This window comes from Streptomyces musisoli, from assembly GCF_016741855.1.
GTDB lineage: Bacteria > Actinomycetota > Actinomycetes > Streptomycetales > Streptomycetaceae > Streptomyces > Streptomyces musisoli.
This window is the reverse complement of record NZ_JAERRH010000003.1, coordinates 498,672-523,220: the sequence shown is the minus strand read 5'-3', so window position 1 is coordinate 523,220 and position 24,549 is coordinate 498,672. Positions and strand designations below refer to the sequence as shown.

At 70.5% G+C, this 24,549-nt stretch carries 22 protein-coding genes and 2 tRNA genes; 20 read left to right on the top strand and 4 right to left on the bottom strand.

The genetic code is table 11. The features are described from left to right. Positions 1-39: 39 nt before the first annotated feature. Positions 40-849, top strand: a complete 810-nt coding sequence (locus JK361_RS10620) for an Fpg/Nei family DNA glycosylase (RefSeq protein WP_201815476.1) — start codon at positions 40-42, stop codon at positions 847-849. Positions 850-1,070: 221 nt separating this feature from the next. Here the strand turns inward: JK361_RS10620 and JK361_RS10615 are convergent, their stop codons facing one another. Then, positions 1,071-2,312, bottom strand: coding sequence for a GNAT family N-acetyltransferase (locus tag JK361_RS10615; RefSeq protein ID WP_201815475.1), 1,242 nt, complete (start codon positions 2,310-2,312; stop codon positions 1,071-1,073). Between the two features lie 163 nt (positions 2,313-2,475). On the opposite strand from JK361_RS10615, the gene JK361_RS10610 reads away from it, so the two are divergent. Together JK361_RS10610 and JK361_RS10605 are read left to right on the top strand one after the other, a co-directional pair. Then, positions 2,476-3,648 carry a PP2C family protein-serine/threonine phosphatase gene (locus tag JK361_RS10610; RefSeq protein ID WP_201815474.1) on the top strand — a complete coding sequence of 391 codons (1,173 nt, stop codon included), beginning with the start codon at positions 2,476-2,478 and terminating at the stop codon, positions 3,646-3,648. Positions 3,649-3,710: 62 nt separating this feature from the next. After that, complete coding sequence (locus tag JK361_RS10605; RefSeq protein ID WP_201815473.1) at positions 3,711-4,208, top strand: HD domain-containing protein; 498 nt, start codon at positions 3,711-3,713, stop codon at positions 4,206-4,208. Here the strand turns inward: JK361_RS10605 and JK361_RS10600 are convergent. After that, a complete protein-coding gene (locus tag JK361_RS10600; protein WP_201815472.1) occupies positions 4,198-5,376 on the bottom strand; it encodes an acyltransferase family protein in 1,179 nt (392 codons plus the stop codon). The two genes, JK361_RS10605 and JK361_RS10600, sit on opposite strands and share 11 nt — an antisense overlap. 439 nt (positions 5,377-5,815) lie before the next feature. On the opposite strand from JK361_RS10600, the gene JK361_RS10595 reads away from it, so the two are divergent. The 4 genes from JK361_RS10595 to JK361_RS10580 all read left to right on the top strand — a co-directional run bounded on the left by JK361_RS10595 (position 5,816) and on the right by JK361_RS10580 (position 9,280). Next, entirely contained in the window at positions 5,816-6,010 is a 195-nt protein-coding gene (locus JK361_RS10595) for a hypothetical protein (protein ID WP_201815471.1), read from the top strand. A gap of 63 nt (positions 6,011-6,073) precedes the next feature. After that, the gene (locus JK361_RS10590) at positions 6,074-8,215 is read left to right on the top strand and encodes a serine/threonine-protein kinase (protein ID WP_201815470.1); all 2,142 of its coding nucleotides are present in this window, start codon (positions 6,074-6,076) and stop codon (positions 8,213-8,215) included. A 250-nt stretch (positions 8,216-8,465) separates the two neighbouring features. Then, complete coding sequence (locus tag JK361_RS10585) at positions 8,466-8,924, top strand: DUF6325 family protein (RefSeq protein ID WP_236052726.1); 459 nt, start codon at positions 8,466-8,468, stop codon at positions 8,922-8,924. A 41-nt stretch (positions 8,925-8,965) separates the two neighbouring features. Further along, positions 8,966-9,280, top strand: coding sequence for an SHOCT domain-containing protein (locus tag JK361_RS10580; protein ID WP_201815469.1), 315 nt, complete (start codon positions 8,966-8,968; stop codon positions 9,278-9,280). A 59-nt stretch (positions 9,281-9,339) separates the two neighbouring features. Here JK361_RS10580 and JK361_RS10575 read toward each other — a convergent pair. Further along, a tRNA-Gly gene (locus JK361_RS10575) sits at positions 9,340-9,410 on the bottom strand. Between the two features lie 161 nt (positions 9,411-9,571). On the opposite strand from JK361_RS10575, the gene JK361_RS10570 reads away from it, so the two are divergent. From JK361_RS10570 to JK361_RS10545, 6 genes are all read left to right on the top strand, one after another. Beyond that, positions 9,572-9,648, top strand: a tRNA-Pro gene (locus tag JK361_RS10570). A 179-nt stretch (positions 9,649-9,827) separates the two neighbouring features. Then, the gene (gene tig, locus JK361_RS10565; protein WP_201815468.1) at positions 9,828-11,195 is read left to right on the top strand and encodes a trigger factor; all 1,368 of its coding nucleotides are present in this window, start codon (positions 9,828-9,830) and stop codon (positions 11,193-11,195) included. A 534-nt stretch (positions 11,196-11,729) separates the two neighbouring features. Beyond that, the gene (locus tag JK361_RS10560) at positions 11,730-12,335 is read left to right on the top strand and encodes an ATP-dependent Clp protease proteolytic subunit (RefSeq protein ID WP_201816080.1); all 606 of its coding nucleotides are present in this window, start codon (positions 11,730-11,732) and stop codon (positions 12,333-12,335) included. A gap of 69 nt (positions 12,336-12,404) precedes the next feature. Continuing rightward, complete coding sequence (locus JK361_RS10555) at positions 12,405-13,070, top strand: ATP-dependent Clp protease proteolytic subunit (RefSeq protein WP_201815467.1); 666 nt, start codon at positions 12,405-12,407, stop codon at positions 13,068-13,070. A gap of 170 nt (positions 13,071-13,240) precedes the next feature. Then, positions 13,241-14,527 carry an ATP-dependent Clp protease ATP-binding subunit ClpX gene (gene clpX, locus JK361_RS10550; RefSeq protein WP_030648610.1) on the top strand — a complete coding sequence of 429 codons (1,287 nt, stop codon included), beginning with the start codon at positions 13,241-13,243 and terminating at the stop codon, positions 14,525-14,527. A 191-nt stretch (positions 14,528-14,718) separates the two neighbouring features. Next, positions 14,719-15,003, top strand: a complete 285-nt coding sequence (locus JK361_RS10545) for a hypothetical protein (RefSeq protein WP_201815466.1) — start codon at positions 14,719-14,721, stop codon at positions 15,001-15,003. Positions 15,004-15,091: 88 nt separating this feature from the next. Here the strand turns inward: JK361_RS10545 and JK361_RS10540 are convergent, their stop codons facing one another. Beyond that, positions 15,092-16,057, bottom strand: coding sequence for a hypothetical protein (locus tag JK361_RS10540; protein WP_201815465.1), 966 nt, complete (start codon positions 16,055-16,057; stop codon positions 15,092-15,094). Between the two features lie 138 nt (positions 16,058-16,195). Here JK361_RS10540 and JK361_RS10535 point away from each other — a divergent pair, with 138 nt between their 5' ends. The 7 genes from JK361_RS10535 to mreD all read left to right on the top strand — a co-directional run bounded on the left by JK361_RS10535 (position 16,196) and on the right by mreD (position 24,502). After that, positions 16,196-18,847 carry a valine--tRNA ligase gene (locus JK361_RS10535; protein ID WP_201815464.1) on the top strand — a complete coding sequence of 884 codons (2,652 nt, stop codon included), beginning with the start codon at positions 16,196-16,198 and terminating at the stop codon, positions 18,845-18,847. 167 nt (positions 18,848-19,014) lie between these two features. Then, complete coding sequence (folC, locus tag JK361_RS10530; RefSeq protein WP_201815463.1) at positions 19,015-20,526, top strand: bifunctional tetrahydrofolate synthase/dihydrofolate synthase; 1,512 nt, start codon at positions 19,015-19,017, stop codon at positions 20,524-20,526. An 8-nt stretch (positions 20,527-20,534) separates the two neighbouring features. Then, entirely contained in the window at positions 20,535-20,897 is a 363-nt protein-coding gene (locus JK361_RS10525; RefSeq protein ID WP_201815462.1) for a DUF4233 domain-containing protein, read from the top strand. Positions 20,898-20,962: 65 nt separating this feature from the next. Further along, the gene (ndk, locus tag JK361_RS10520; protein ID WP_067039543.1) at positions 20,963-21,376 is read left to right on the top strand and encodes a nucleoside-diphosphate kinase; all 414 of its coding nucleotides are present in this window, start codon (positions 20,963-20,965) and stop codon (positions 21,374-21,376) included. 312 nt (positions 21,377-21,688) lie between these two features. Then, complete coding sequence (locus tag JK361_RS10515; protein ID WP_031158632.1) at positions 21,689-22,708, top strand: rod shape-determining protein; 1,020 nt, start codon at positions 21,689-21,691, stop codon at positions 22,706-22,708. A gap of 165 nt (positions 22,709-22,873) precedes the next feature. Then, complete coding sequence (gene mreC / locus JK361_RS10510; protein WP_201815461.1) at positions 22,874-23,812, top strand: rod shape-determining protein MreC; 939 nt, start codon at positions 22,874-22,876, stop codon at positions 23,810-23,812. A gap of 12 nt (positions 23,813-23,824) precedes the next feature. Continuing rightward, the gene (gene mreD, locus JK361_RS10505) at positions 23,825-24,502 is read left to right on the top strand and encodes a rod shape-determining protein MreD (protein WP_201815460.1); all 678 of its coding nucleotides are present in this window, start codon (positions 23,825-23,827) and stop codon (positions 24,500-24,502) included. The last annotated feature ends 47 nt before the right edge of the window (positions 24,503-24,549 follow it).

Here is a 24,549-nt window from a genome sequence, read left to right as displayed (position 1 = left end):
GCGCACCGGGCCCCGAGGAGCCGAAAGGAACAGGGAACCGTGCCAGAGGGGCACACGATCCACCGGCTGGCGCAGGACTACGCCGCCCGCTTCTGCGGCACGGCTCCCCGCGTCACCAGCCCCCAGGGCAAGTTCTCCGACGCCGCCGCCCTCCTGGACGGCACGGAGCTGACCACCACCGAAGCCCACGGCAAGCACCTCTTCCTGGGCTTCAGGGACGCCGACTGGGTCCACATCCACCTCGGCCTCTTCGGCAAGGTCGGCTTCGGTGACGCCCCCGCGCCCCCGCCGACGGACACCGTCCGGCTCCGGCTCGCCGACGCCACGTCCTACGTCGACCTGCGCGGCCCCACCACCTGCGCCCTCATCACGGACGGCGAGAAGCGGGCCGTGCACGACCGGCTCGGCCCCGACCCGCTCCGCACGGACGCCGACCCGGCCGCGGCGTACCGGCGGGTCTCCCGCAGCCGTACGACGATCGCCGCGCTCCTCATGGACCAGAAGGTGGTCGCCGGCGTCGGCAACGTCTACCGCGCCGAGGTCCTCTTCCGGCACGGCATCGACCCGTACCGCGCGGGCCGGGACATCACCCCGGCCGAGTGGGACGCCCTCTGGGCCGATCTGGCCGGGCTGATGCGGGAGGGCGTGCGGAACAACCGCATCGACACCGTCCGCCCCGAGCACACCCCGGAGGCGATGGGCCGCCCGCCCCGCGTGGACGACCACGGCGGCGAGGTGTACGTCTACCGCCGGGCGAACCTGCCCTGCCACGTCTGCGGCGACGAGATCCGCACCGCCGGCCTCGCCGCCCGCAACCTCTTCTGGTGCCCCGGCTGCCAGAACCGCTGACCCACCGGGCGCCGGCCAGAGCCTCTCGTCCGGATCCCGCCGGGCTCACGGCCTGACCCGGACGGAAGACCCTAGTTACCTGAGTCGGAGATTTCCGGGTGGTTCTCGCGAGCTGCCTGGCGTGCCGGCGGCCGGACTCCGGCAGGCCGGGCCGGGCTGGGCAGCCGCACAGCATCCGGCTGGTGGCCGCCGATCCGACGAGGAATCTCTGACTCAGGTCACTAGAAGCCGTGCGGCAGCCACGGGGCCACCGGTGAGCCGAACGCCACCGACGCCTCCGTCAGCGCCCCCGGCCGCAGTTCCCGCACCCGCCCGGCCGACGCCAGTGACAGCAGCGTCATCCCGCCCAGGTACGCCGAGCCCAGCTCCCGCACGGACAGGGCCAGATCGGCCGCGTCCGTCGTGCGCTCGCAGGACGCGCCCTTCGGGTCGCCCGTCAGCCGCCAGCGCCCCGAGTTCCACGGGCAGAAGTCGTCCTCGACCTCGAACACGACGTCCACCGGCGCCTGATAGGTCCGCGCCGACAGCGCCGCGCCGACGTCCACGAGCCGGACGTAGGCGTCGTCGCGCAGCCGCGGCCGGCAGCGGCGGGTGTCGGAGACCAGGTGCCGCCAGGCGTCGTCCACCGGACGGGACCCCACCGACACGGTCGTCATCAGGTCGATGCCGAACAGGAAGCGCCACAGGGCCGCCTCGGTCACCGGGTCCAGCCCGGCCATGTCCTTGACCTGCACCGTGCCGTCCGCGCCGCTCGGGCTCCACTGCCCCTTGGTGCGGAAGCGGACGTATCCGGTGATCTCGCCGTCCCGCTCGGCCACCACGCACTGAAGCGGCGACGCCCCGTCACGCTCGCTCTCCGGGTCGACCAGGGCGTCCCGCTCCCAGTGGGGCTGCCGGGCCAGCATGCCCGGCCGCCGCGGGACCAGGGCCGCGTACACCGCCTCACAGGCGTCGAGGACGTCGGCCGGCGCCACGTACCGCAACCGCACCTCCTCGGTGCCGGCGGGCAGGGCCAGGGTCACCCGGTTCGTGTCGATCTCGGCGCTCAGCCGGAAGGTCGCGGCGCCGTATCCGAACCGGCCGTAGATCGCCGGCTCCGACGCGGTCAGCACCGCCACCGGCTCGCCCAGCGCCCGCACGTCGTCCAGCTGCCGGCGCATCATCGAGGTCAGCACCCCGCGCCGCCGGTGGGTGGCCGCCACGCTCACCATCGTCACCCCGGCCGCCCGGACCGCGGCCCCGCCCGGCACCGTCATACGGAAGCTGAACGCCCCCGCAGTGCCGACCAGCGCAGCTCCGTCCCACACGGCGAGGGAGCGGTCGAACTCGGTGACCGCCCTGGCCAGTTCGCGCTCCTCGGCCGGGGCGGGCCCCGCTCCGAAGCCCCGGTACAAAGTGTCGTACCACCGGTCCCACTCGTCCTCGCGCAGTACCCTCAGCTCGGTTCCGTGAACAGTCCCCATGGGCCATGCCTATCAGGGCATTGAGGGACGAGCCAGTGAATTTCCCCGCTTCCGGAACCCGGTGGCAGCGGGGCGCGCGAACGGCCACAGCACAACCCCGCACGGGGGACAAGTGGGACCTCCCGTGCCAAGCGGCCGGTCGGCTGGATAGGGTCCCGAACTGATGGCAGCAGGACGACAGCGGCGCGCGAAGGCCGAGACGTTCACGGCCCGGTGGAAGATGCAGTGGCACCGGGCCCGGGTCGGCCTGCGCAGAAGCGCCGTCGACTACTTCCGCGGCGACGGCTCGGACTGGATCGCCTTCGCCGGACTGCTGCTCACCGTCCCGGTCCTCGCGGCGATGACCCTCTTCGACTCGGTGTGGTGCTCCCCGGCCACCCTGGTGCTGCCGATCGTCGCCGGCGGCCTGCTGCTGCGCCCGGCGAGCCTGCTCGGCCTGTACGCGGCGGCGGCCACCGCGCTGATCGTGGAGTCGGTGCGGCTCGGCCCGTACACCGAGGGACCCTCCCGGGTCACCCCGGGCATCGTCCTGGTGGTGGCGGCGTGCGGCTTCTTCGGGCTGCTGACCGCGCAGTTCCGCAGCCGGGTCGGCGTGCCCTGGCGGCGCGGCGGCACCATGCTGTTCGACCTGCGCGAGCGGATCCGGGTGCAGAGCAAGCTGCCGAAGCTGCCGAAGGGCTGGCACCACGAGATGGCGCTGCGCCCCGCGGGCGGCCAGTCCTTCTCGGGCGACTTCGTCGTCGCGTCCCGCACGAACGGCGGCCGGACGCTGGAGGTCGTGCTGACCGACGTGTCCGGCAAGGGCATGGACGCGGGCTCGCGCGCCCTGCTGCTGTCCGGCGCCTTCGGCGGCCTCGTCGGCTCCCTGCCCCCGCACTCCTTCCTCCCGGCCGCCAACGGCTATCTGCTCCGCCAGGACTGGGACGAGGGCTTCGCCACCTCCATCCATCTGGTCCTGGACCTGGACTCCGGGGACTACGAGCTGTACTCCGCCGGCCATCCCCCGGGGCTCCAGCTGAGCGCGGGCAGCGGGCGCTGGGAGGAGAAGGCGGCCGAGGGCCCGCTGCTCGGTGTCTACGACGGCGCCCAGTTCGACTCCGTGAAGGGCTCGCTGCGGCCCGGAGACGTGCTGATGCTGTTCACGGACGGCCTGGTGGAGACCTCCGACCGGGACATCGTGGAGGGCATCGACCGCCTCACCGGCGAGGCCGACCGCTATGTGGCCGGGGGCTTCCACGGCGCCGCCTGGCACCTCATCGAAGCGGTCGCCAGGGACGTCAACGACGACCGGGCGCTGCTGCTGATCTGCCGCGAGGCATCGGCCAACGCCCGCTGACCACCCACGGCCGGCCAACGCCGCCGACCGCCCACCGCCGGGCGCGGGAGACACTGAGGGGCATGACCCACCTCACCCTGCCCGAGGTCGAGAGCCTCGCGCGCACCGCCCACGAGGGGCAGACCGACAAGGCGGGACGGCCGTACGCCGAGCACCTCGCGGCCGTCGCCGAGGGCGTACGCGTCCGCGGCGGCGACCCGGAACAGATCGCCGCGGCCTGGCTGCACGACTCCGTGGAGGACGCCGCCCTGAGCGAGGAGTGGCTGACCGCGGCCGCCCTCACCGAGCGCACCAAGGCGATCGTGCGCGCCCTCACCAAGCGGCCGGGGGAGCCGCCGGAGGCGTACGCCGGCCGGATCCTGGCCACCCCCGGCGCGCTGCTGGTGAAGGAGGCCGACCTGGGGCACAACGCCGATCCGCGGCGCCTCGCGGTCCTCGACGAGCCGACCCGCAGACGGCTGACCGAGAAGTACGCCCGGATGTGCGCACTTCTCGGTCTGGAGGAGGAAGGTCCGGAGGAGGAACCGGAAGAAGGAGGGCCCGAACCGGCTAGGCGCTGACCTTCTCCCGCGGCTTCTGCCGTTCGCGGGCCAGCTCGGCGGCGTCCTGCCGGAACGCCCACTCGAGCTTCGGGTCCATCGCGAAGCGGAAGACGCGCTGCACCGGCCGCGTGCACAGCACCGTGACGGCGGCCGCGGCGAGCGCGGTCACCAGGATCTCGCCGAGCGGGTGGTGCAGCCAGGAGTGCTCGTACCAGCCGCGGTAGTCGGCGAGCTTCACCAGGAAGCCGTGCAGCAGGTAGCCGTAGAGGGTGCCCGCGCCGAGCGCCGTGAACCACATCCTCCGGCGCGGCACCCAGGCGAAGAAGCCCGCCGTCAGCACCAGCGAGCAGCCCATCAGCGCGAGCGTCATCACCGGGCCGCACCACCACGGGGCGCCCAGTTCCTGCGCCGAGTCGCGGTGGTAGAACCACCCGGTGTTCATGCGCGGCACCGCCCACCAGCCGACCACCAGCGCCGCCGCGAACACCGGCACCGAGGCGATCCGCACCCAGCGGCGGCGCACCAGGTGGAAGTGCTCGGGCTTCATGCACAGGCCGAGCACGAAGTACGGCAGGAACTGGAGGACGCGCTGAAGGTCGAGGTCGTCACCGATGTTCGGGCTGACGGTCGCCAGCATGGCGATGCCGAGGGCCAGTGGCAGCGGCCGGCGCACCAGCTTCCAGACGGGCGTGGTCAGCCGCCAGACGAACAGGGCGACGAGGAACCAGGTCAGGTACCAGGGGTCGAGGAGGCTGATGTCGTCGTGGGAGCCGGTGACGAGGTTCTTGAAGAGCGGGTACGCCGTCTCGAACAGGATGTACGGCACGGCGACGCCGGTGATCAGCCGCTTCAGCCGGTCCGGGCGCATGTCGAAACTGCGCGAGAAGAAGCCGGAGATGATGATGAACGCCGGCATGTGGAAGCTGTACACGACGGAGTACGCGGCTTCCAGGATGCGGCTGTCGTCCTTCAGCGGTTCCCACGAGTGCCCCATCGCGACGAGCACGATCGCCAGGTACTTGGCGTTGTCGAAGAACGCGTCGCGCTCTCTGCCGGGTCTGTCCTGCGCCGGCCGCCGTTGCTGCGCACTCAGCGGGGTGCGCGGGCCGGGCACCCCGTCCGCCGGCGACTGTGCCGGGGGGAGGGGTCTGCGGTTCTGGCCGGGGGACGAGGCGGCGTCAAACATCTGAGGCACCCTAGCGTCGTCGACGGGATTTCGTAAAACTCCCGCGGTCATTCCTGGATATCGCGTCCGGGTACCCGCTGATTAACCGAACTCGCGCCCTCTCTTCGGGTGATGGTGCACACACCCGGGTCCTCAGTTCACCCTTGATGTCCCGATTCATCCTGACTAATAGGGGCATATGTCGCCGCTGTGTCAGCAATTCGAATTACCTGCACGCGAGATGTGTGGATGGGGAAACGAAATCGCGTGATCGGCAGGCGAGTCGGGTGGGGGAGTGCATTCGAAATGCTGTGCGGAAGATCGCCCGCACCGGGTCGTCATCCGACGTTGTGTCACGGGCCGCATAGGGTGGCCGGGTTGGTGGCACGATGGTTCTGGCGGGGGGTGCGGGCCGTACCTCCGGGCCGGGAGAGCGGACCGACCGAGGGTGTGATCAGTTGTGGCCATTTCACTGTCTGTGGTGCTGCTGTTGGCGATCATCCTGGTAGTGCTGATCCGAGGGGGGAACATCAAGGCGGGCCCCGCCATCGTCGCGATCCTCTTCGGTTTCTTCCTGGCCTCGACCGGCATGGCACCATCGATCAACCGCTTCCTGAACTCGATAGCGGAGTCCATCAACTCGATCCAGTTCTGACCGGCGGGGGAGCCGGCCGGGCGGTAGGGCTGAACAACTGAAACAACGGGGGGACGTACGGGAATGGCGCTGCGCGACTCGGACCCGGCGGAGGTCGGCGGCTACCGGATCGACGACCGCCTCGGCAGCGGCGGCATGGGCGTGGTCTACCTCGCCCGGTCCGCCTCCGGCCGGCGGCTCGCCGTCAAGGTCGTCCACGGCCAGTACGCCGACGACGACGAGTTCCGCGCCCGTTTCCGCCGCGAGGTGGCCGCCGCCCGCCAGGTCAGCGGCGCCTTCACGGCCCCCGTGGTGGACGCGGACGCCGACGCTCCGCGCCCCTGGATGGCCACCCTCTACATCCCCGGCGAGGACCTCGGCACCCATGTCCGCCGGCACGGCCCGCTGCCGCCGGACCGGCTCCGCGAGCTCGCGGCCGGGCTCACCGAGGCGCTGCGGGACATCCACCGCGCCGGAGTGGTGCACCGGGACCTGAAGCCGGCCAACGTCATGCTCGCCGAGGACGGCCCCCGGGTCATCGACTTCGGCATCTCCCGCGCGGCCGAGGCCGCCGGCATGGACGCCCTCACCCAGACCGGCCGTGTGATGGGCACGCCGCCCTTCATGTCCCCCGAGCAGTTCGCCGCCCCGCACGAGGTCGGCCCGGCCACCGACCTCTTCTCCCTCGGCGCGGTCCTCGTGTACGCCGCCACCCGGCGCGGCCCCTTCGACAGCCCGAGCCCCTGGGAGACGGCGACCCGCGTGGTCGAGGGCACCCCCGACCTCGAGGGCGTCCCCGACGACCTGCTGCCCTTCGTCCGCTTCTGCCTGGAGAAGCACCCCAAGTCCCGCCCCGGCCCCGACGAGCTCCTGCACCTGCTCCGCGACGGCCGGCTGCCCGACCCCCGCCCCGAGCCCACGCCGCCCGGGACCGAGCCGGCCCGCCCGCGCCGGCGCCACCGGTGGCCGGCGGCCGTCGCCGCCACCGCCGTACTGGCCGCGGTGGCCGCCACCGCCGTGCTCGCCCACGACGGCTCCGACACCCCGCACGCCCTGCCGGCCGGCTGGCACACCTGGCACCGGCAGGCCACGAACCCCCTGGCCGGCAACCCGAACACGATGGGCCCGAGCGGCCCCTTCAGCCGCTGCGTCCTCGCGGACAGGTCCCTGCTGTGCGCCGGCGACGGCATCATGGCCGCCCGGTTCGCCCTCGCCGACGGCCGCAACGTCTGGACCCGGCCCATGGACCCCACCCCCGCCGAGATCAGCTCCTCCGGTGGCGGCACGATCATCGGCACCCGGCCGGGCACCGTGTACGTCTACGGCGCCGACGACCGCGACATCAAGGGCGGCGACGAGCCCGAGAGCCGCACCCGGTACACCGTGCAGGCCCTCGACCCCGACACCGGCAGGCCGATCTGGCGGACGGTCGTGGCCGACGACGTCGACGGCATGGGCCCGGACATCAACGGCGCCGTCACCGTCCCGGCCGGGGTCGTCACCACCTACGGGAACGCCTCCGACTCCTACGCCCTGCTCGACGCCACGGACGGCGGCGTCCGCTGGCACCACAAGCTGCCCACCGGCGCCGACCCCGACTGCCAGCTGAGCGGCGCCGCCGGCCAGGTGTACCTGGTCTGCCACACCTCCGACGGCAACGGTGAACACCCGCACACCACCGCCGCCCAGCTCGACCCGGCCACCGGCAAGGCCCGCTGGCGGATCACGGCCGTGGGCCAGCTGTACCTGTTCGGGCAGACCCGCGGCCACCTCGTGTTCGGCGCCGACCCGCTCATGAGCAGGCTGACCGGGCTGACCCTGGTCGACGCCTCCTCGCACGTCCTGACGACCGTACGGCTGTCCGCCCCGCGCACCGCGTCGGGCGTCCACCTCGTGCGCGGCACCCTCTACCTCACCCTCACCAGCGGCAGCGTCCACGCGATCGACCCGCGGACCGGGCGGGAGCTGTGGCAGAGCAACTCCACCGTCGAGCAGCCCGGCCCGCCCACCGCCTCGGCCACCCGGCTCTACCTCGCCTCGCCCACCGGCCGGCTGGCCGCCCTGGACCTGCGCACCGGCCGGGTCACCGGCACGCTCCCCGGCCGCGACGACAGCGACAGCGCCGGCGCCCCCGACAACGCGGCGGCCCCCGTCCTGTCCGGCGACGCCCTCTACGTCCCCTACGGCATGCGCGCCGTCTACAGCGTCGACGTCAGGTCCCTGTGACCCCGGTGCCCCGTCGGCGGCCCGCCGCGGTGCACGCGCGGTGCGGGGCGCAGGGAGCGGACACGGCGCCGGTCGCGCGGTGCGGGACGAGGGCCGGCCCGTCGCGCGAACGTGCGGGCCCCCACCCCGCGTGCTGCACTTGAGAGGCGACCGGCGCCGCCGACCGCCCGCCTCGTGGAGCGCTGCCGAGGAGGCGGCCGGGCGGGGGGAGAACGGTGCCGGCCCCCATCCGTCCCGTGAGGAGAAGGCCATGGAGACCGTCGAAGAAATGGGGCCCGTCGACTACCTGGTCATCGAATTCCCCGGCAACCGTATGACGGGCGAGGCTTTCCCGCTGCTGGTCGACCTCGCCGACCGCGCCGTCATCCGGATCATCGACCTCGCCTTCGTCCGCAAGGAGACCGACGGCTCGGTCTCCGGTCTGGAGCTTCGGGACCTGGGCGACGAGGTCGATCTGTCGGTCTTCGAAGGAGCCTCGTCCGGCGTGCTGGACCAGGGCGACCTGGAGGAGGCGGCCAACGCGCTGGAGCCCGGGAACGCGGCCGCCGTGCTGGTGTACGAGAACCTGTGGGCCGCCCCCCTGGCCAGAGCGCTCCGGCGCAGCGGAGCCCAGCTCGTCGCAAGCGGCCGGGTCCCGGTGCAGGACCTGCTGGCGGCACTGGAGGCCACGGACGAGACGGTGCCGCCCGGCGGCTCCGCGGCCGCCTGAACCTGGAACCGAACCGGCCCACCCGTGGGAGATGACCGAACATGCCCGGACTGCTGAGAGGTGTCGCACGCACAGCCGTCGTCGCCGGAACCGCCACCGCCGTCTCCAACCGCGTCTCACGCCGGCAGGCCGGCCGCTGGGCGCAGCAGGACTACGAGCAGCAGCAGCAGTACGCACCGCCGCCCGAGCCGCAGCAGTACGCACCGCAGCCGCCCGCTCCCGCCGCACCGCCGGCCGACACCGCCGACGACATGACCCGCAAGATCGATCAGCTCAAGCAACTGGGTGATCTGAAGGCGCAGGGCGTCCTGACGGACGAGGAGTTCGAACAGCAGAAGCGCGTTCTGCTGGCCTGAGCACGACCGAAGGCCCAGGCGGAGGAGAACAACCTCTCACCTGGGCCTTCGGCATCCAGAGCGGGCGACGGGAATCGAACCCGCGTAGCTAGTTTGGAAGACTAGGGCTCTACCATTGAGCTACGCCCGCAACGCTGCGCCGCAGGTCGGTGACCGCGGCACTGAAGGCATCGTAGCGGGTCGCCCGCCGCCGAGGCCAACGAGTTGCGCACGCGGCGATCCGCCCGTGCCACCCCGGAGAATGCGACCGACGGAAACCGCCCGGGCATGTACCCTACGTGTCGCACCAGACGGGGTGTGGCGCAGCTTGGTAGCGCGTCCGCTTTGGGAGCGGAAGGCCGTGGGTTCAAATCCCGCCACCCCGACCACCGGCACATGACGTCGTGATGATCGCCTTTTGGGGCGCTGACCGGCTGCGGTTACTATGCAAGCTGCGCGCCCGTGTGTCCCGGCCCACTCGGCCTACGAACTCCTCCGGGCGGCGAAATCCGCCGGACCAGTCTGGCTCCGGCAGAACCCAAGAAGTCAGCCACAAGGAGACCGAACCGTGAAGAGCGCCGTGGAGACCCTGAACCCGACCCGGGTTCGGCTCACTGTCGAGGTGCCCTTCGAGGAGCTCAAGGACAGCCTCGACGCGGCGTACAAGAAGATCAACCAGCAGGTCACGGTGAAGGGCTTCCGTAAGGGCAAGATCCCGGCCCGCGTGATCGACCAGCGGTTCGGCCGTGGTGCGGTGCTGGAGGAGGCCGTCAACGACGCGCTGCCCAAGTTCTACACCGAGGCGGTCAACGAGGCCGAGCTCTCCGTCCTGGGCCAGCCCGAGGTCGACATCACCGAGCTGAAGGACGGCGAGACGCTGAACTTCACCGCCGAGGTCGACGTCCGCCCGGCCCTCGAGATCCCGGACTACTCCGGCATCGAGGTCGAGGTCGACGCCATCGAGGTCACCGACGAGGACATCGAGAAGTCGGTCGAGCAGCTCCGTGAGCGCTTCGCCTCCACCTCCCCGGTCGAGCGCGCCGCCGAGGACGGTGACGTCGTCACCATCGACCTGGAGGCCAAGGTCGACGGCGAGGTCCTGGAGGACGGCATCGCCAACGGCGTCTCCTACACCATCGGCTCCGGCGAGCTGCTGGACGGTATCGACGACGCCGTCAAGGGCAAGTCCGCCGGCGAGGAGGCGACCTTCACCTCCGAGCTGAAGGGCGGCTCCGCCGCGGGCAAGGAGGCCGAGGTCACCGTCAAGGTCACCCAGGTCGCCGCCCGCGAACTGCCCGAGCTGGACGATGACTTCGCGCAGCTCGCCTCGGAGTTCGACACGCTGGAGGAGCTGAAGGCGGACAGCCGCAAGCGCCTCACCAACATGAAGCAGTTCGACCAGGCCACGCAGGCCCAGGAGCGCGTGCTGGAGAAGCTGCTGGACCTGGTGGAGGTCCCCGTCCCCGAGAAGCTCCTCGAGGACGAGGTGAACACCCGCAAGCACAACCTGGAGCACCACCAGCTCGGCCAGATGGGCCTCACCCTCGACAAGTACCTGGAGATCCAGGGCAAGAGCGCCGAGGAGTTCGAGACCGAGACCCGCGAGGCCGCGGTCAAGGGCATCAAGACCCAGTTCGTCCTGGACGAGCTGGTCAAGAAGGAGCAGCTGAACGTCAACCAGGAGGAGCTCACCGAGCACCTCATGCGGCGTGCGGCCTCCTCCGGCATGTCCCCCGACCAGTTCGCCCAGGCCGTCGTCGAGGGCGGCCAGGTTCCGCTCCTGGTCGGCGAGGTCGCCCGCGGCAAGGCCCTGGCCGTCGTGGTCGAGGCCGCCACGGTGAAGGACACCAACGGCGAGGTCGTCAACCTGGACGACGAGGAGGAGACCGAGGCCGCCGAGGCGTCGGAGACCTCCGAGGAGACCACCGAGGGCTGAGCCGAGCCCACGGCGCCTCTGAAGCGCGTACGACGGGCCCTGGGGCTTTCCCCGGGGCCCGTTCGTCGTACCGGGGTCCTGGAATTTCCCCGGGCCCGTCGTCGCACCGGGCACCGGGGCTTCCCCGGGCCTGTCGTCGCACCGGGCACCGGGGCTTCCCCGGGCCTGTCGTCGCACCAGGTCCCGGGGCCTACCCCCGGCCCGCGTCGTACGGGGGCGGGCGGCCCGGCCTCGCAGGGGGTGCGGGGCCGTGACGGCGTGCGGATCCGCCGCCCGGGCGCGGGCCGCGGACACGCGGCCGCGGCCCGGCGACGGTGTGCGCCGGCCCCCACGAACCGCATCCGGTCCCCCGCGGAGCGCTACGCCCCCGGCGAACACTCCCATCTCCGGGATTCCCCGACGGAGCCTGAGCGTTAGGGTCCATGAATACGGGGGCAGGGGAGTCTCCTGACACCCCCCGCCAGCCTCCGGCAGGACGACGTGAGACGGCCCGGCGCCGTCGTAAGACGAGCAGGTGGATACGTGACGAATCTGATGCCTTCAGCCGCCGGCGAGCCTTCCATCGGTGGTGGCCTCGGCGACCAGGTCTACAACCGGCTGCTCGGCGAGCGGATCATCTTCCTCGGCCAGCAGGTTGACGACGACATCGCCAACAAGATCACCGCACAGCTGCTGCTCCTTGCCGCCGATCCGGACAAGGACATCTACCTCTACATCAACAGCCCCGGTGGCTCGGTCACGGCCGGCATGGCGATCTACGACACCATGCAGTACATCCCGAACGACGTGGTCACCATCGCCATGGGCATGGCCGCCTCCATGGGCCAGTTCCTGCTCACCGGCGGCACGGCCGGCAAGCGGTTCGCCCTGCCGCACGCCGACATCATGATGCACCAGGGCTCCGCGGGCCTCGGCGGTACGGTCTCGGACATCAAGATCCAGGCCGAGTACCTGCTGCGCACCAAGAAGCGCATGTCCGAGCTGACCGCGCAGCACTCCGGCCAGACCGTCGAGGCGATCATCCGCGACGGCGACCGCGACCGCTGGTTCACCCCGGAAGAGGCCAAGGAGTACGGTCTCATTGACGAGATCATCACGCACGCCTCGGGTGTTCCGGGAGGCGGCGGCACCGGTGCCTGACCGGCCAGGCCGCGCCACGCACCGCCGAGACCCAAGCTTCCAGAACGCCACCAGGACGGTGAACACCCCATGAGCAACTTCCCCGGCGCTGCCAGCGGCATGTACGAAGGGCCCCGCCCCGACAGCCGCTACGTCATCCCGCGCTTCGTCGAGCGCACCTCCCAGGGCATCCGCGAGTACGACCCGTACGCGAAGCTCTTCGAGGAGCGCGTGATCTTCCTGGGCGTCCAGATCGACGACGCCTCCGCCAACGACGTCATGGCGCAGCTGCTGTGCCTGGAGTCGATGGACCCGGACCGCGACATCTCGATCTACATCAACAGCCCCGGTGGCGACATGACCGCCTTGACGGCGATCTACGACACGATGCAGTTCGTGAAGCCCGACATCCAGACGGTCTGCATGGGCCAGGCGGCCTCCGCCGCGGCCATCCTGCTGGCCGCCGGTACGCCGGGCAAGCGCATGGCGCTGCCGAACTCGCGCGTCCTGATCCACCAGCCGGCGGGCTCCACCGGCCGCGGTCAGCTCTCCGACCTGGAGATCATCGCCAAGGAGTTCACCCGGATGCGTGAGCAGCTGGAGGACATGCTGGCCAAGCACTCGAACCAGCCGATCGAGAAGATCCGCGAGGACATCGAGCGCGACAAGATCCTCACGGCCGAGGAGGCGCTGGAGTACGGCCTCGTCGACCAGATCATCTCCACCCGCAAGCTGAACAACAGCTCGGTCCGCTGACGCGGAACCAAGCACTTCCGGCCCCCCTTGGCACGGTGCACGTCAAAGTGAACCCTGCCAAGGGGGGCCCGAACACCCGGCCCGGCAAGGTACCGTCGGACATAAGGCAGCACCAGGAGTCGCTGGACTCGTAACGTCCAGGCGTCTCCCAGGCGAAGGGGAAGCACACCGTGGCACGCATCGGTGACGGCGGCGATCTGCTCAAGTGCTCGTTCTGTGGCAAGAGCCAGAAGCAGGTCAAGAAGCTCATCGCAGGGCCCGGTGTGTACATCTGCGACGAGTGCATCGATCTCTGCAACGAGATCATCGAGGAGGAACTCGCGGAGACCAGCGAGGTGCGCTGGGAGGAGCTGCCCAAGCCCCGCGAGATCTACGAGTTCCTCGAGGGCTACGTGGTCGGCCAGGAGGCCGCCAAGAAGGCCCTCTCCGTCGCGGTGTACAACCACTACAAGCGGGTCCAGGCGGGTGAGAACGGCGGCGCGAGCGGCCGGGACGACGCGATCGAGCTGGCGAAGTCCAACATCCTGCTGCTCGGCCCCACGGGCTCGGGCAAGACGCTCCTCGCGCAGACCCTGGCGCGCATGCTGAACGTCCCGTTCGCGATCGCCGACGCGACGGCGCTGACCGAGGCGGGATACGTCGGCGAGGACGTCGAGAACATCCTGCTGAAGCTGATCCAGGCGGCGGACTACGACGTCAAGAAGGCCGAGACCGGGATCATCTACATCGACGAGATCGACAAGGTCGCCCGCAAGAGCGAGAACCCGTCGATCACGCGTGACGTCTCCGGCGAGGGCGTGCAGCAGGCCCTGCTGAAGATCCTGGAGGGCACCACGGCCTCGGTCCCGCCCCAGGGCGGCCGCAAGCACCCCCACCAGGAGTTCATCCAGATCGACACGACGAACGTCCTGTTCATCGTGGGCGGCGCCTTCGCGGGCCTGGAAAAGATCATCGAGGCCCGGGCCGGCGCCAAGGGCATCGGCTTCGGCGCGACGATCCTGTCCAAGCGCGAGCTGGAGTCCAAGGACGTCTTCGAGGACGTCATGCCGGAGGACCTGGTCAAGTTCGGCATGATCCCCGAGTTCATCGGCCGTCTGCCGGTCATCACCTCGGTCCACAACCTGGACCGCGAAGCCCTGCTCAAGATCCTGGTGGAGCCCCGCAACGCGCTGGTCAAGCAGTACCAGCGTCTGTTCGAACTCGACGGCGTGGAGCTGGACTTCGAGCGCGAGGCGCTGGAGGCCATCGCCGACCAGGCCATCCTCCGCCAGACCGGCGCGCGCGGCCTGCGCGCCATCATGGAGGAGGTCCTCCAGGGCGTGATGTACGAGGTCCCGTCCCGCAAGGACGTCGCCCGCGTCGTCATCACCGCCGACGTGGTCCTCTCCAACGTCAACCCCACCCTCATCCCGCGGGACGCACGGGGCCGGGGCTCGGGGGAGCAGAAGACGGCCTGAACATCCCGGCACACCGACGGGCAGACACCCAGTGTGGGGTGCCTGCCCGTCGGCGTGTCGGCCCAGAGGCAGTCGGATCGCGTCATCGTTCCGGCGATACCTGGAGTCCTCCCCGGTTCCATGATCAAATCGATTCGACCGAGTCGGGCATGCGTTCGAACGCCCGGCTGTGTGAAACGGGAGGAAGCCGAATGACTTTCCAGAGGGCGAAGCGCATGGCGGCCGCAGCCGGTGTGGTGGTGGCGGCAGGTGCACTGCCGATCCTGGTCGCATCACCGGCGAGCGCCACACAGGGCGCCTGCACCAACTACGTGGCCAGCCATGGTTACTTCGCCGGCCCTAAGGTGAAGGAGGCCTGTAGCCACGGGGCAATCAAGACGCCCTTCGGTTCCTGGCCGAACCCTGCTTGCACGCTGGGCCTGGCGCAGCTCAACATCAAAAACGCAGTCTCAGATCCTGCCTGCAGCCGTGCCTGACGGGCACTGCTGACATGCAATGGGGGTGCCCGCCATGCGCTGTCGGGCACCCCCTCGCAGGGAAAGCGACGGAGATCTCGTAAGCCGGCTAGATCTTCTTTCGTACCTCATTGCGCAGCTTGGCCGCGATCTCTGCGGCATCGTCCACCGAGCCACCTTCGCCCGAGGCGATCGAGGCGACGCTGTACGAAGAGACGATGGCGACGGTGCTGTGGTCGCCCCAGATGCAGATCGGCAGCTTCAGGGTCTTGGGTACCCCTGCCTCCGAAGACGCCGAGGCGCTGCTGTCGATCTGGGCCACCTGGCACTTCATGATGCCGTTGAAGTCCGCGGGGTGGACGATCTCGGGGCTGCCGACCAGCTTGCCCTTGGTGTCGGAATCGCCCTGGTCCTTCTCGGACTCCGTCTTGGCCTTGGCGAACATGGCGTCGACCACCGCCTCAGGGTCGTCGATCGTCCCGTACACGCCACTGAAGCCGAGGCCCTTCATGGTGAGGCCCTTACCGCTCTCGTACTTGGCGCCAACCTCTGTAGGGTTCTTCACCCCCCACTTCTCGAAGTCCGAACGGTCGGAGTCGCTGATGTCGTCCGACGAATCCGAGTCGCTGGACTTCTGGTACTCCGTGAGCACCGTCTCCGGAGTCGTGAGCTTGTGCGGGCCGTCGTCCGCTACGTCGGTGCCGCTGCCGCCGAGCACGAAGTAGGCGCCCACCGCCAGCGCGGCGACCACGGCGACCGCGCCGATGATCAGGCCGGTCTTCTTCTTCCCCCCGGCCGGCTGCGGCGGCTGCGGAACGGCGAACCCCTGCTGGCCGTACGGGCTCGGCTGCTGGCCGTACGGGCCCTGCTGCGGCGCGCCCTGCTGCGGATAGCCGTAGCCCGGCTGCGGCGGGGCGGCGGGAGCCTGCTGAGGGTAGCCATAGCCGGGCTGCGGCGCCTGCGGCTGCTGGCCGTAGGGGCCCGGCTGGCCGTACGGACCCGGCTGCCCCGGCTGGCCGTAAGGACCCGGCTGCTGGGGCTGCTGGCCGTACGGGCCCGGCTGGTTGTGACTCATTCCTGGGTTCCCCTCCAGATGCCTTATGTGTTCCTGACATCCTGGCCCAGGCCCGGGATACGCACGGCACCGGGGGCCGCACCGTTACAGAACAAACGCGTTTCGGGACCACCCCGTGACACCTCTAAACTGACCCCCGTGACCGAGAACGCTCAGCAGCAGCCACCCGCGCCCGACTCCGAACTGCCGACCCAGTACGCGCCGGCCGATGTAGAGGGGCCGCTGTACGAGCGCTGGGTGGAGCGGGGTTACTTCGAGGCGGACGCGAAGAGCGACAAGCCGCCGTACACGATCGTCATCCCGCCCCCGAACGTCACCGGCAGCCTGCACCTCGGGCACGCCTTCGAGCACACCCTCATCGACGCCCTGACCCGCCGCAAGCGCATGCAGGGCTTCGAGACGCTGTGGCAGCCCGGCATGGACCACGCCGGCATCGCCACGCAGAACGTCGTCGAGCGCGAGCTGGGCAAGGAGGGCAAGTCCCGCCACGACCTGGGCCGCGAGGCGTTCGTCGAGCGCGTCTGGCAGTGGAAGGGCGAGTCCGGCGGCCAGATCAGCGGCCAGATGCGCCGCCTCGGTGACGGCGTCGCCTGGTCCCGTGAGCGCTTCACCATGGACGAGGGCCTGTCCCAGGCCGTCCAGACCATCTTCAAGAAGCTCTACGACGACGAGCTGATCTACCGCGCCGAGCGCATCATCAACTGGTGCCCGCGCTGTCTGACGGCGATCTCGGACATCGAGGTCGAGTACCAGGACGACGACGGCGAACTGGTCTCCATGAAGTACGGCGAGGGGGACGAGACCATCGTCGTCGCCACCACCCGCGCCGAGACGATGCTCGGCGACACCGCCGTCGCCGTCCACCCCGAGGACGAGCGCTACAAGCACCTCGTCGGCAAGCTCATCCGGCTCCCGCTGACCGACCGCTCCATCCCGGTCGTGGCCGACGAGCACGTCGACCCCGAGTTCGGCACCGGCGCCGTCAAGGTCACCCCGGCCCACGACCCGAACGACTTCGAGATCGGCCAGCGCCACGACCTGCCGTCCATCACCGTGATGGACGAGCACGCCGTCATCACCGTCCACGGCCCCTTCCAGGGCATGGACCGCCTGGAGGCCCGTTCCGCCATCGTCGCCGCGCTGCGCGCCGAGGGCCGGATCGTCGCCGAGAAGCGGCCGTACGTCCACTCCGTCGGCCACTGCTCGCGCTGCAAGACCACCATCGAGCCGCGCCTGTCCATGCAGTGGTGGGTCAAGGTCGGCCCGCTGGCGAAGGCCGCCGGCGACGCGGTCCGCGACGGCAAGGTCAAGATCCATCCGCAGGAGATGGAGAAGCGGTACTTCGACTGGGTCGACAACCTGCACGACTGGTGCATCTCGCGCCAGCTGTGGTGGGGCCACCGCATCCCCGTCTGGTACGGCCCGAACGGCGAGGTCGTCTGTGTCGGCCCGGACGAGCAGCCGCCCGCCGGCGAGGGCTGGCACCAGGACACCGACGTCCTGGACACCTGGTTCTCCTCCGGCCTGTGGCCGTTCTCCACGCTCGGCTGGCCCGAACGGACCGAGTCGCTCGCGAAGTTCTACCCGAACTCCGTCCTGGTCACCGGCTACGACATCCTCTTCTTCTGGGTCGCCCGGATGATGATGTTCGGCCTGTACGCGATGGACGGCACCCCGCCGTTCCACACCATCGCCCTGCACGGCATGGTCCGCGACCAGTTCGGCAAGAAGATGTCGAAGTCCTTCGGCAACGCGGTCAACCCGCTGGACTGGATGGACAAGTACGGCTCCGACGCCCTGCGCTTCACCCTGGCCCGCGGCGCCAACCCGGGCGTCGACGTGCCGATCGGCGAGGACTGGGTCCAGGGCTCCCGCAACTTCGCCAACAAGATCTGGAACGCGACCCGCTTCGCGCTGATGAACGGCGCGACGGTGGACGGGCCGCTGCCCGACCCGTCGGCCATGTCGGCCACGGACCGCTGGATCCTCTCCCGCCTGAACTCCGTCATCGCCGAAGTCGACGCCCACTACGACGACTTCCAGTTCGCCAAGCTCTCCGACGCCCTCTTCCACTTCGCGTGGGACGAGGTCTTCGACTGGTACGTCGAGCTGTCCAAGACGACGTTCCAGGCGGGCGGCGAGCCGGCCGAGGTCTCCAAGCGGGTCCTGGGCGAGGTCCTCGACGTCACCCTCAAGCTGCTCCACCCGGTCGTCCCGTTCGTCACGGAGACCCTGTGGACCACGCTGACCGGCGGCGAGTCGGTCGTGATCGCCGAGTGGCCGAAGGCTGTGTCCGTTCCTGGAGCTGACGCACCGGGCGGCTTCCGTGACGCGGCCGCCGAGCGGGAGATCGAGTCGCTGCAGTCCGTCATCACCGAGGTCCGCCGCTTCCGCGCCGACCAGGGTCTCCAGCCCGGCCAGCGGGTCCCGGCCCGCCTGACCCTGGACGGCACCGCCCTCGCCCCGCACGAGGCCGCCATCCGCCAGCTGCTGCGCCTCCAGCCGGAGGGCGAGTCCTTCACGGCCACGGCCACCCTGCCGGTCGCCGGTGCCGAGGTCGCCCTCGACCTCTCCGGCACGATCGACGTCGCCGCCGAGCGCAAGCGTCTGGCGAAGGACCTGGCGGCGGCCGAGAAGGAGAAGGCCCAGGCCACGGCCAAGCTCGGCAACGAGGCGTTCCTGGCGAAGGCCCCGGAGAACGTGGTGGACAAGATCCGCACCCGCCTGGCCAAGGCGGACGAGGACATCGCCCGCATCACCGCCCAGCTCGAGAAGCTGCCGCAGGCGTAGCCACGCGCCCGCCCGCCGAGGCCCCCGGAGCCCCCCCAGGCCCCGGGGGCCTCGGCGTACCCACCCCGAAGAGAGGAACCGGGCGATCGCGGTGCTCCCAACCCGGCGATCGCGAGCAGGCACCCCCAAACCGGCCCGTTGTCACCTCCGCTCCGTAGACTGGGCCCGTGAGCGACCCGAACGGCACCGACCAGCCCGACCCCCTCGACAGCTTCGACGAGATCATCGAGGCCGAGACCGACCGCGACCCCGACCTCGCGGTGATCGAGGCCGGCAGCCGCACCCTGCGCACCCAGGGCGGCCCGCCGCAGGCCGACGTACCCGCGCGTCCGGAGGACCCGGAGGTCGACAAGGCCCTGCGCGAGGTCGAGGCCGAGCTGGCCACCCGCTGGGGCGAGACCAAGCTGGAGCCCTCGGTCGCCCGTATCGCCGCGCTGATGGACGTCCTGGGCGAGCCCCAGCGCTCGTACCCCTCGATCCACATCACGGGCACGAACGGCAAGACCTCCACCGCCCGCATGATCGAGGCCCTGCTCGGCGCCTTCGAGCTGCGCACCGGCCGCTACACCAGCCCGCACGTGCAGTCGATCACCGAGCGGATCAGCCTGGACGGCGCGCCCATCTCCGCCGAGCGGTTCGTCGAGACGTACCACGACATCAAGCCGTACGTCGAGATGGTCGACTCCGCGCAGGAGTACCGCCTGTCCTTCTTCGAGGTCCTCACCGGCATGGCGTACGCCGCCTTCGCGGACGCGCCCGTCGACGTCGCCGTCGTCGAGGTCGGCATGGGCGGCTCCTGGGACGCCACCAACGTGATCGACGGCGACGTCGCCGTCGTGACCCCCATCGATCTCGACCACACCGACCGGCTCGGCGGGACGACGGCGGAGATCGCCGGCGAGAAGAGCGGCATCATCAAGCAGGACGCCACCGTCATCCTGGCCCAGCAGCCGGTGGACGCGGCGCAGGTGCTGCTGAAGAAGGCCGTCGAGGTGGACGCCACGGTCGCCCGCGAGGGGCTGGAGTTCGGCGTCGTCGCCCGGCAGGTCGCCGTCGGCGGGCAGCTGCTCACGCTGCGCGGCCTCGGCGGCGAGTACCAGGAGGTGTACCTCCCGCTGCACGGCGCCCACCAGGCGCACAACGCGGCCGTCGCGCTCGCCGCGGTGGAGGCGTTCTTCGGCGTCGGCGCGCAGCGCGCGGAACCGCTGGACATCGACACCGTGCGCAAGGCGTTCGCGGCCGTCTCCTCGCCGGGCCGCCTGGAGGTCGTACGGCGCTCCCCGACGATCGTGCTGGACGCCGCCCACAACCCGGCGGGCGCCGTGGCCACCGCGGAGGCGGTGCGCGAGGCGTTCGACTTCACCCGGCTGATCGGGGTCGTCGGCGCGAGCGGCGACAAGAACGTGCGCGGACTGCTGGAGGCCTTCGAGCCGATCTTCGCCGAGGTCGTCGTCACCCAGAACTCCAGCCACCGCGCCATGGACGCGGACGAACTGGCCGCCATCGCCGTCGAGGTGTTCGGCGACGAGCGGGTGCAGGTCGAGCCGCGGCTGCCGGACGCCCTGGAGGCCGCGATCACGCTGGCCGAGGAGGAGGGCGAGTTCGCCGGCGGTGGCGTCCTGGTCACCGGTTCCGTCATCACGGTCGGCGAGGCCCGGCTGCTGCTGGGGAAGGGCTGAGGTTTGTCGTGCGTACGCTCTGTGCATCGACCCTGATCGGCGAGTTCTTCGTCATCGGCTTCGCCGGGCTCGTCGCCATGAAGGACCCGGACCTGTCGACGGCGACGGTGTGGCTGGTCAGCGGTGTCGCCATGCTGCTGTGCGTCCTGCTGTGCGGCATGGTGACCCGCCCCGGCGGGGTGGCCCTCGGCTGGGCCCTGCAGATCGCGCTGATCGTCTCCGGCGTGTTCGTCCCGACGATGTACTTCATGGGCGCGGTGTTCGCGGCGCTGTGGTGGGCGTCGGTGCACTTCGGGAGGAAGGTGGACGAGGCGAAGGCGAGATTCGCCGCCCAGTCCCCCTCCTCCTCGTCGCCGGCTGACGCTGCGTAACAGGCGCCCCGACACGCCCTGTAACCTCGTCCCACCGCACCCGCAAGTCGTGTAAGGAGCCCCTCGTGAGCCAGCGCACCCTCGTCCTGCTCAAGCCCGACGCCGTCCGTCGCGGCCTGACCGGCGAGATCATCAGCCGTATCGAGCGCAAGGCGGGCTGGCAGATCACCGCGCTGGAGCTGCGCACCCTGGAGCGGGCCACGCTGGAGCAGCACTACGGCGAGCACGTCGGCAAGCCGTTCTACGAGCCGCTGGTCGAGTTCATGTCCTCGGGTCCGGTCGTCGCGCTGATCGTGGAGGGCGAGCGGGTGATCGAGGGCGTGCGCCAGCTGGCGGGCCCGACCGACCCGATCGCCGCCGCGCCGGGTTCGATCCGCGGCGACTACGGCGTGATCGTCCGCGAGAACCTGATCCACGCCTCGGACTCCGAGGAGTCCGCCGAGCGCGAGGTGAAGATCTTCTTCCCCGGCCGTGCGTGAGCCCGGCACGCTGAGGGCCGGCTGAATCCTCTGAGTGGCCGTCAGCCGGTCCCGTGGCGCCTGACCAGGGGCGGCCGTGCATTTTCGGTCGTCCTCTGGCATATGTCTTGCCGATCGGGGGAACGCGTGCCCCCGATGGACCGTCTCCACAAGCGGGGCGGCACGCCATCTGGTGACAATGGCGGAGACCCTCGCGCAGTGTTCGTGCAGGCGCGTTTACGATGGAAGCCTTCGCGTCACAGCACCCGCCTCGCCGACCTGATATGCCCTCAAATACTCAGGGAGGCCAGATGAATCCGGATGGGGAACTCAATGTCGTTCATCGGCCGTGACATGGCTGTCGACCTCGGGACCGCCAACACGCTGGTGTACGTCAGGGGTCGCGGGATCGTACTGAACGAACCGTCCGTCGTGGCGATCAACACCAACACGGGTGGAATCCTCGCGGTCGGTGCCGAGGCGAAGAAGATGATCGGCCGGACGCCGGGCAACATCGTGGCCGTCCGCCCGCTGAAGGACGGCGTGATCGCCGACTTCGAGATCACCGAGCGGATGCTCCGCTACTTCATCCTGAAGATCCACAAGCGGCGGTACCTGGCTCGCCCGCGGGTCGTCGTCTGCGTCCCCTCGGGCATCACGGGCGTCGAGCGCCGCGCGGTCATCGAGGCGTCCTCCCAGGCGGGCGCCCGCCAGGTGCACATCATCGAGGAGCCCATGGCCGCCGCCATCGGCTCCGGCCTGCCGGTCCACGAGGCCACGGGCAACATGGTGGTTGACATCGGCGGCGGCACCACCGAGGTCGCGGTCATCTCCCTCGGCGGCATCGTCACCGCCCAGTCCATCCGTGTCGCCGGCGACGAGCTGGACAACGCGATCATCCAGTACATCAAGAAGGAGTACAGCCTCCTGCTGGGTGAGCGCACGGCCGAACAGATCAAGATCACGATCGGTTCGGCGTACGACCTCGACGCCGACGAGCACACCGAAGTCCGCGGCCGGGACCTGGTGTCCGGGCTGCCGAAGACCGTCGTCATCTCCGCGGCCGAGGTCCGCAAGGCGATCGAGGAGCCGGTCAACGCGATCGTGGACGCGGTGAAGACCACCCTCGACAAGTGCCCGCCGGAGCTGTCCGGCGACATCATGGACCGAGGAATCGTTCTGACCGGCGGCGGAGCCCTGTTGCGCGGGCTCGACGAGCGGCTGCGGCGGGAGACCGGCATGCCGATCCACATCGCCGAGGACCCGCTGGACAGCGTCGCGCTCGGCTCCGGGAAGTGCGTCGAGGAGTTCGAGGCGCTCCAGCAGGTGCTGGACGCCCAGCCGCGCAGATGACGTAACTCTTCGATTCCGCCGTACGAGACGTTCTCCTCTCGTGCGGCGGATCGTTGATATTGAGGCATAAGCTCCCCCAAATGGGCCTTTTCGGTTCGCGCGGCACCACTCGCGTTTTCCAGGGGCCCCCGAATTCCTACTTGAGGAAGGGCACGGCCGCCGCACGTGAGGGACACGAAAGAGAGCCGGCTGCTCCTGGTCCTGTTGGTCGCCATCGCGTTCGCGCTGATCACGGTGGACATCCGCGGAGGCCGGAACTCCCCGGTCGACGGCGCCCGGCACGCCGCCGCAACGGTGTTCGGCCCCGTCGAGGACGGGCTCAGCTCCGCGGTCGACCCGGTCGGCAACGCGGTCTCCGCGATCCGCGACTCGGGCAGCCGGCACGACCGGCTCGCCGCGCTGGAGAAGGAGAACGCGGCCCTCAAGGCGAAGCTCGGCAGCGACGACCGCAACCGCAGCCGCCTCAAGCAGCTCGACAAGATGCTGAAGGTCGCCGGCGAGGGGCAGTACGGCATCAAGGGCGCCCAGGTCATCGCCATAGGCTCGGCGCAGGGCTTCTCCTGGACCATCACCATCGACGTCGGCGCCGATGACGGCATCAAGCGGGACATGACCGTCCTCAACGGCGACGGCCTGGTCGGCCGCGTCACCACCGTCGGCCCCGGCACCTCCACCGTGCTGCTCGCCAACGACCCCGACTTCACCGTCGGCACCCGCATGGAGGCGGGCGACGAACTCGGCTTCGCCTCCGGCCAGGGCGACCGCCCGCTGCGCGTGGAACTGCTCAACGGCAAGGCGGAGGTGAAGAAGGGCGACCGGCTCGTCACCTTCGGTTCGCAGGCCGACCGGCCGTTCGTGCCCGGCGTCCCGGTCGGCGTTGTCTCCCGCGTGGACCCCTCCGGCGGCGGCCTCACCCGCACCCTCTACGTCACCCCGTACGTCGGCTTCACCAAGCTCGACATCGTCGGCGTGGTCGTCCAGGCCCCCGGGAAGGACCCGCGGGACACCGTGCTCCCGGCCAAGCCGAAGCCGGTCCCGACGCCGACGGTGACCGTCACGGTCACCCCCTCGACCGACGCCCCCGACACCGACCAGCAGCAGTAGGAGCTGTATCCCATGCGTGTCAACCGGATCCTGCTCTCCAGCGCGCTGGTCGTCGTGGCCCTGGTGATCCAGGTGAGCGTGCTCGCCCGGCTGCACCTGCCGGGCGCCGTGCCCGACCTGCTGCTGCTCACCGTCCTCGGCCTGGCGATGGTGTACGGCCACGTCGGCGGCGCCCTCGTCGGCTTCGGCGCCGGCCTGCTCGCCGACCTGGCCCCGCCCGCCGACCACGCGGCCGGCCGCTACGCCCTCGTCCTGTGCGTCACCGGCTACTTCGCCGGGCTCATCCGGCCCGAGAACGGCCGGCTGAAGTCGGCGACCGGCCCCATGGCCGTCGTGGTCGCCGCCGCCATCGGCTCCACCCTGCTCTACGCCGGGGTGGGCGCCCTGGTCGGCGACACCGCCGCCCGGCACGTCGGCCTGACCAGCCTGCTGATCTCGGCAGCCCTGTACGACCTGCTGCTCGCCCCGTTCGTGGTGCCCGGGATCATGTGGCTGGCCCGCCGCGCCGACAACGACCCGCTCACCGAGACCGGTCCCGCGGCCAAGGCCGGCGACATCTCCTCCGGCTGGCTCTCCTCCGGCACCGGCCTGCGCATCGGCAGCCAGCGCGGCGGCCTCGGCGCCCTGAAGGCCAAGGCCCGCACCCGCTCCGCCCGGGTCGGCCGCATCAAGGGGGTCAAGCGGCTGTGAGCGGCGAGGAGTTCACCCGAACGGGTCGGCCGGCGCGGAACGCGGGC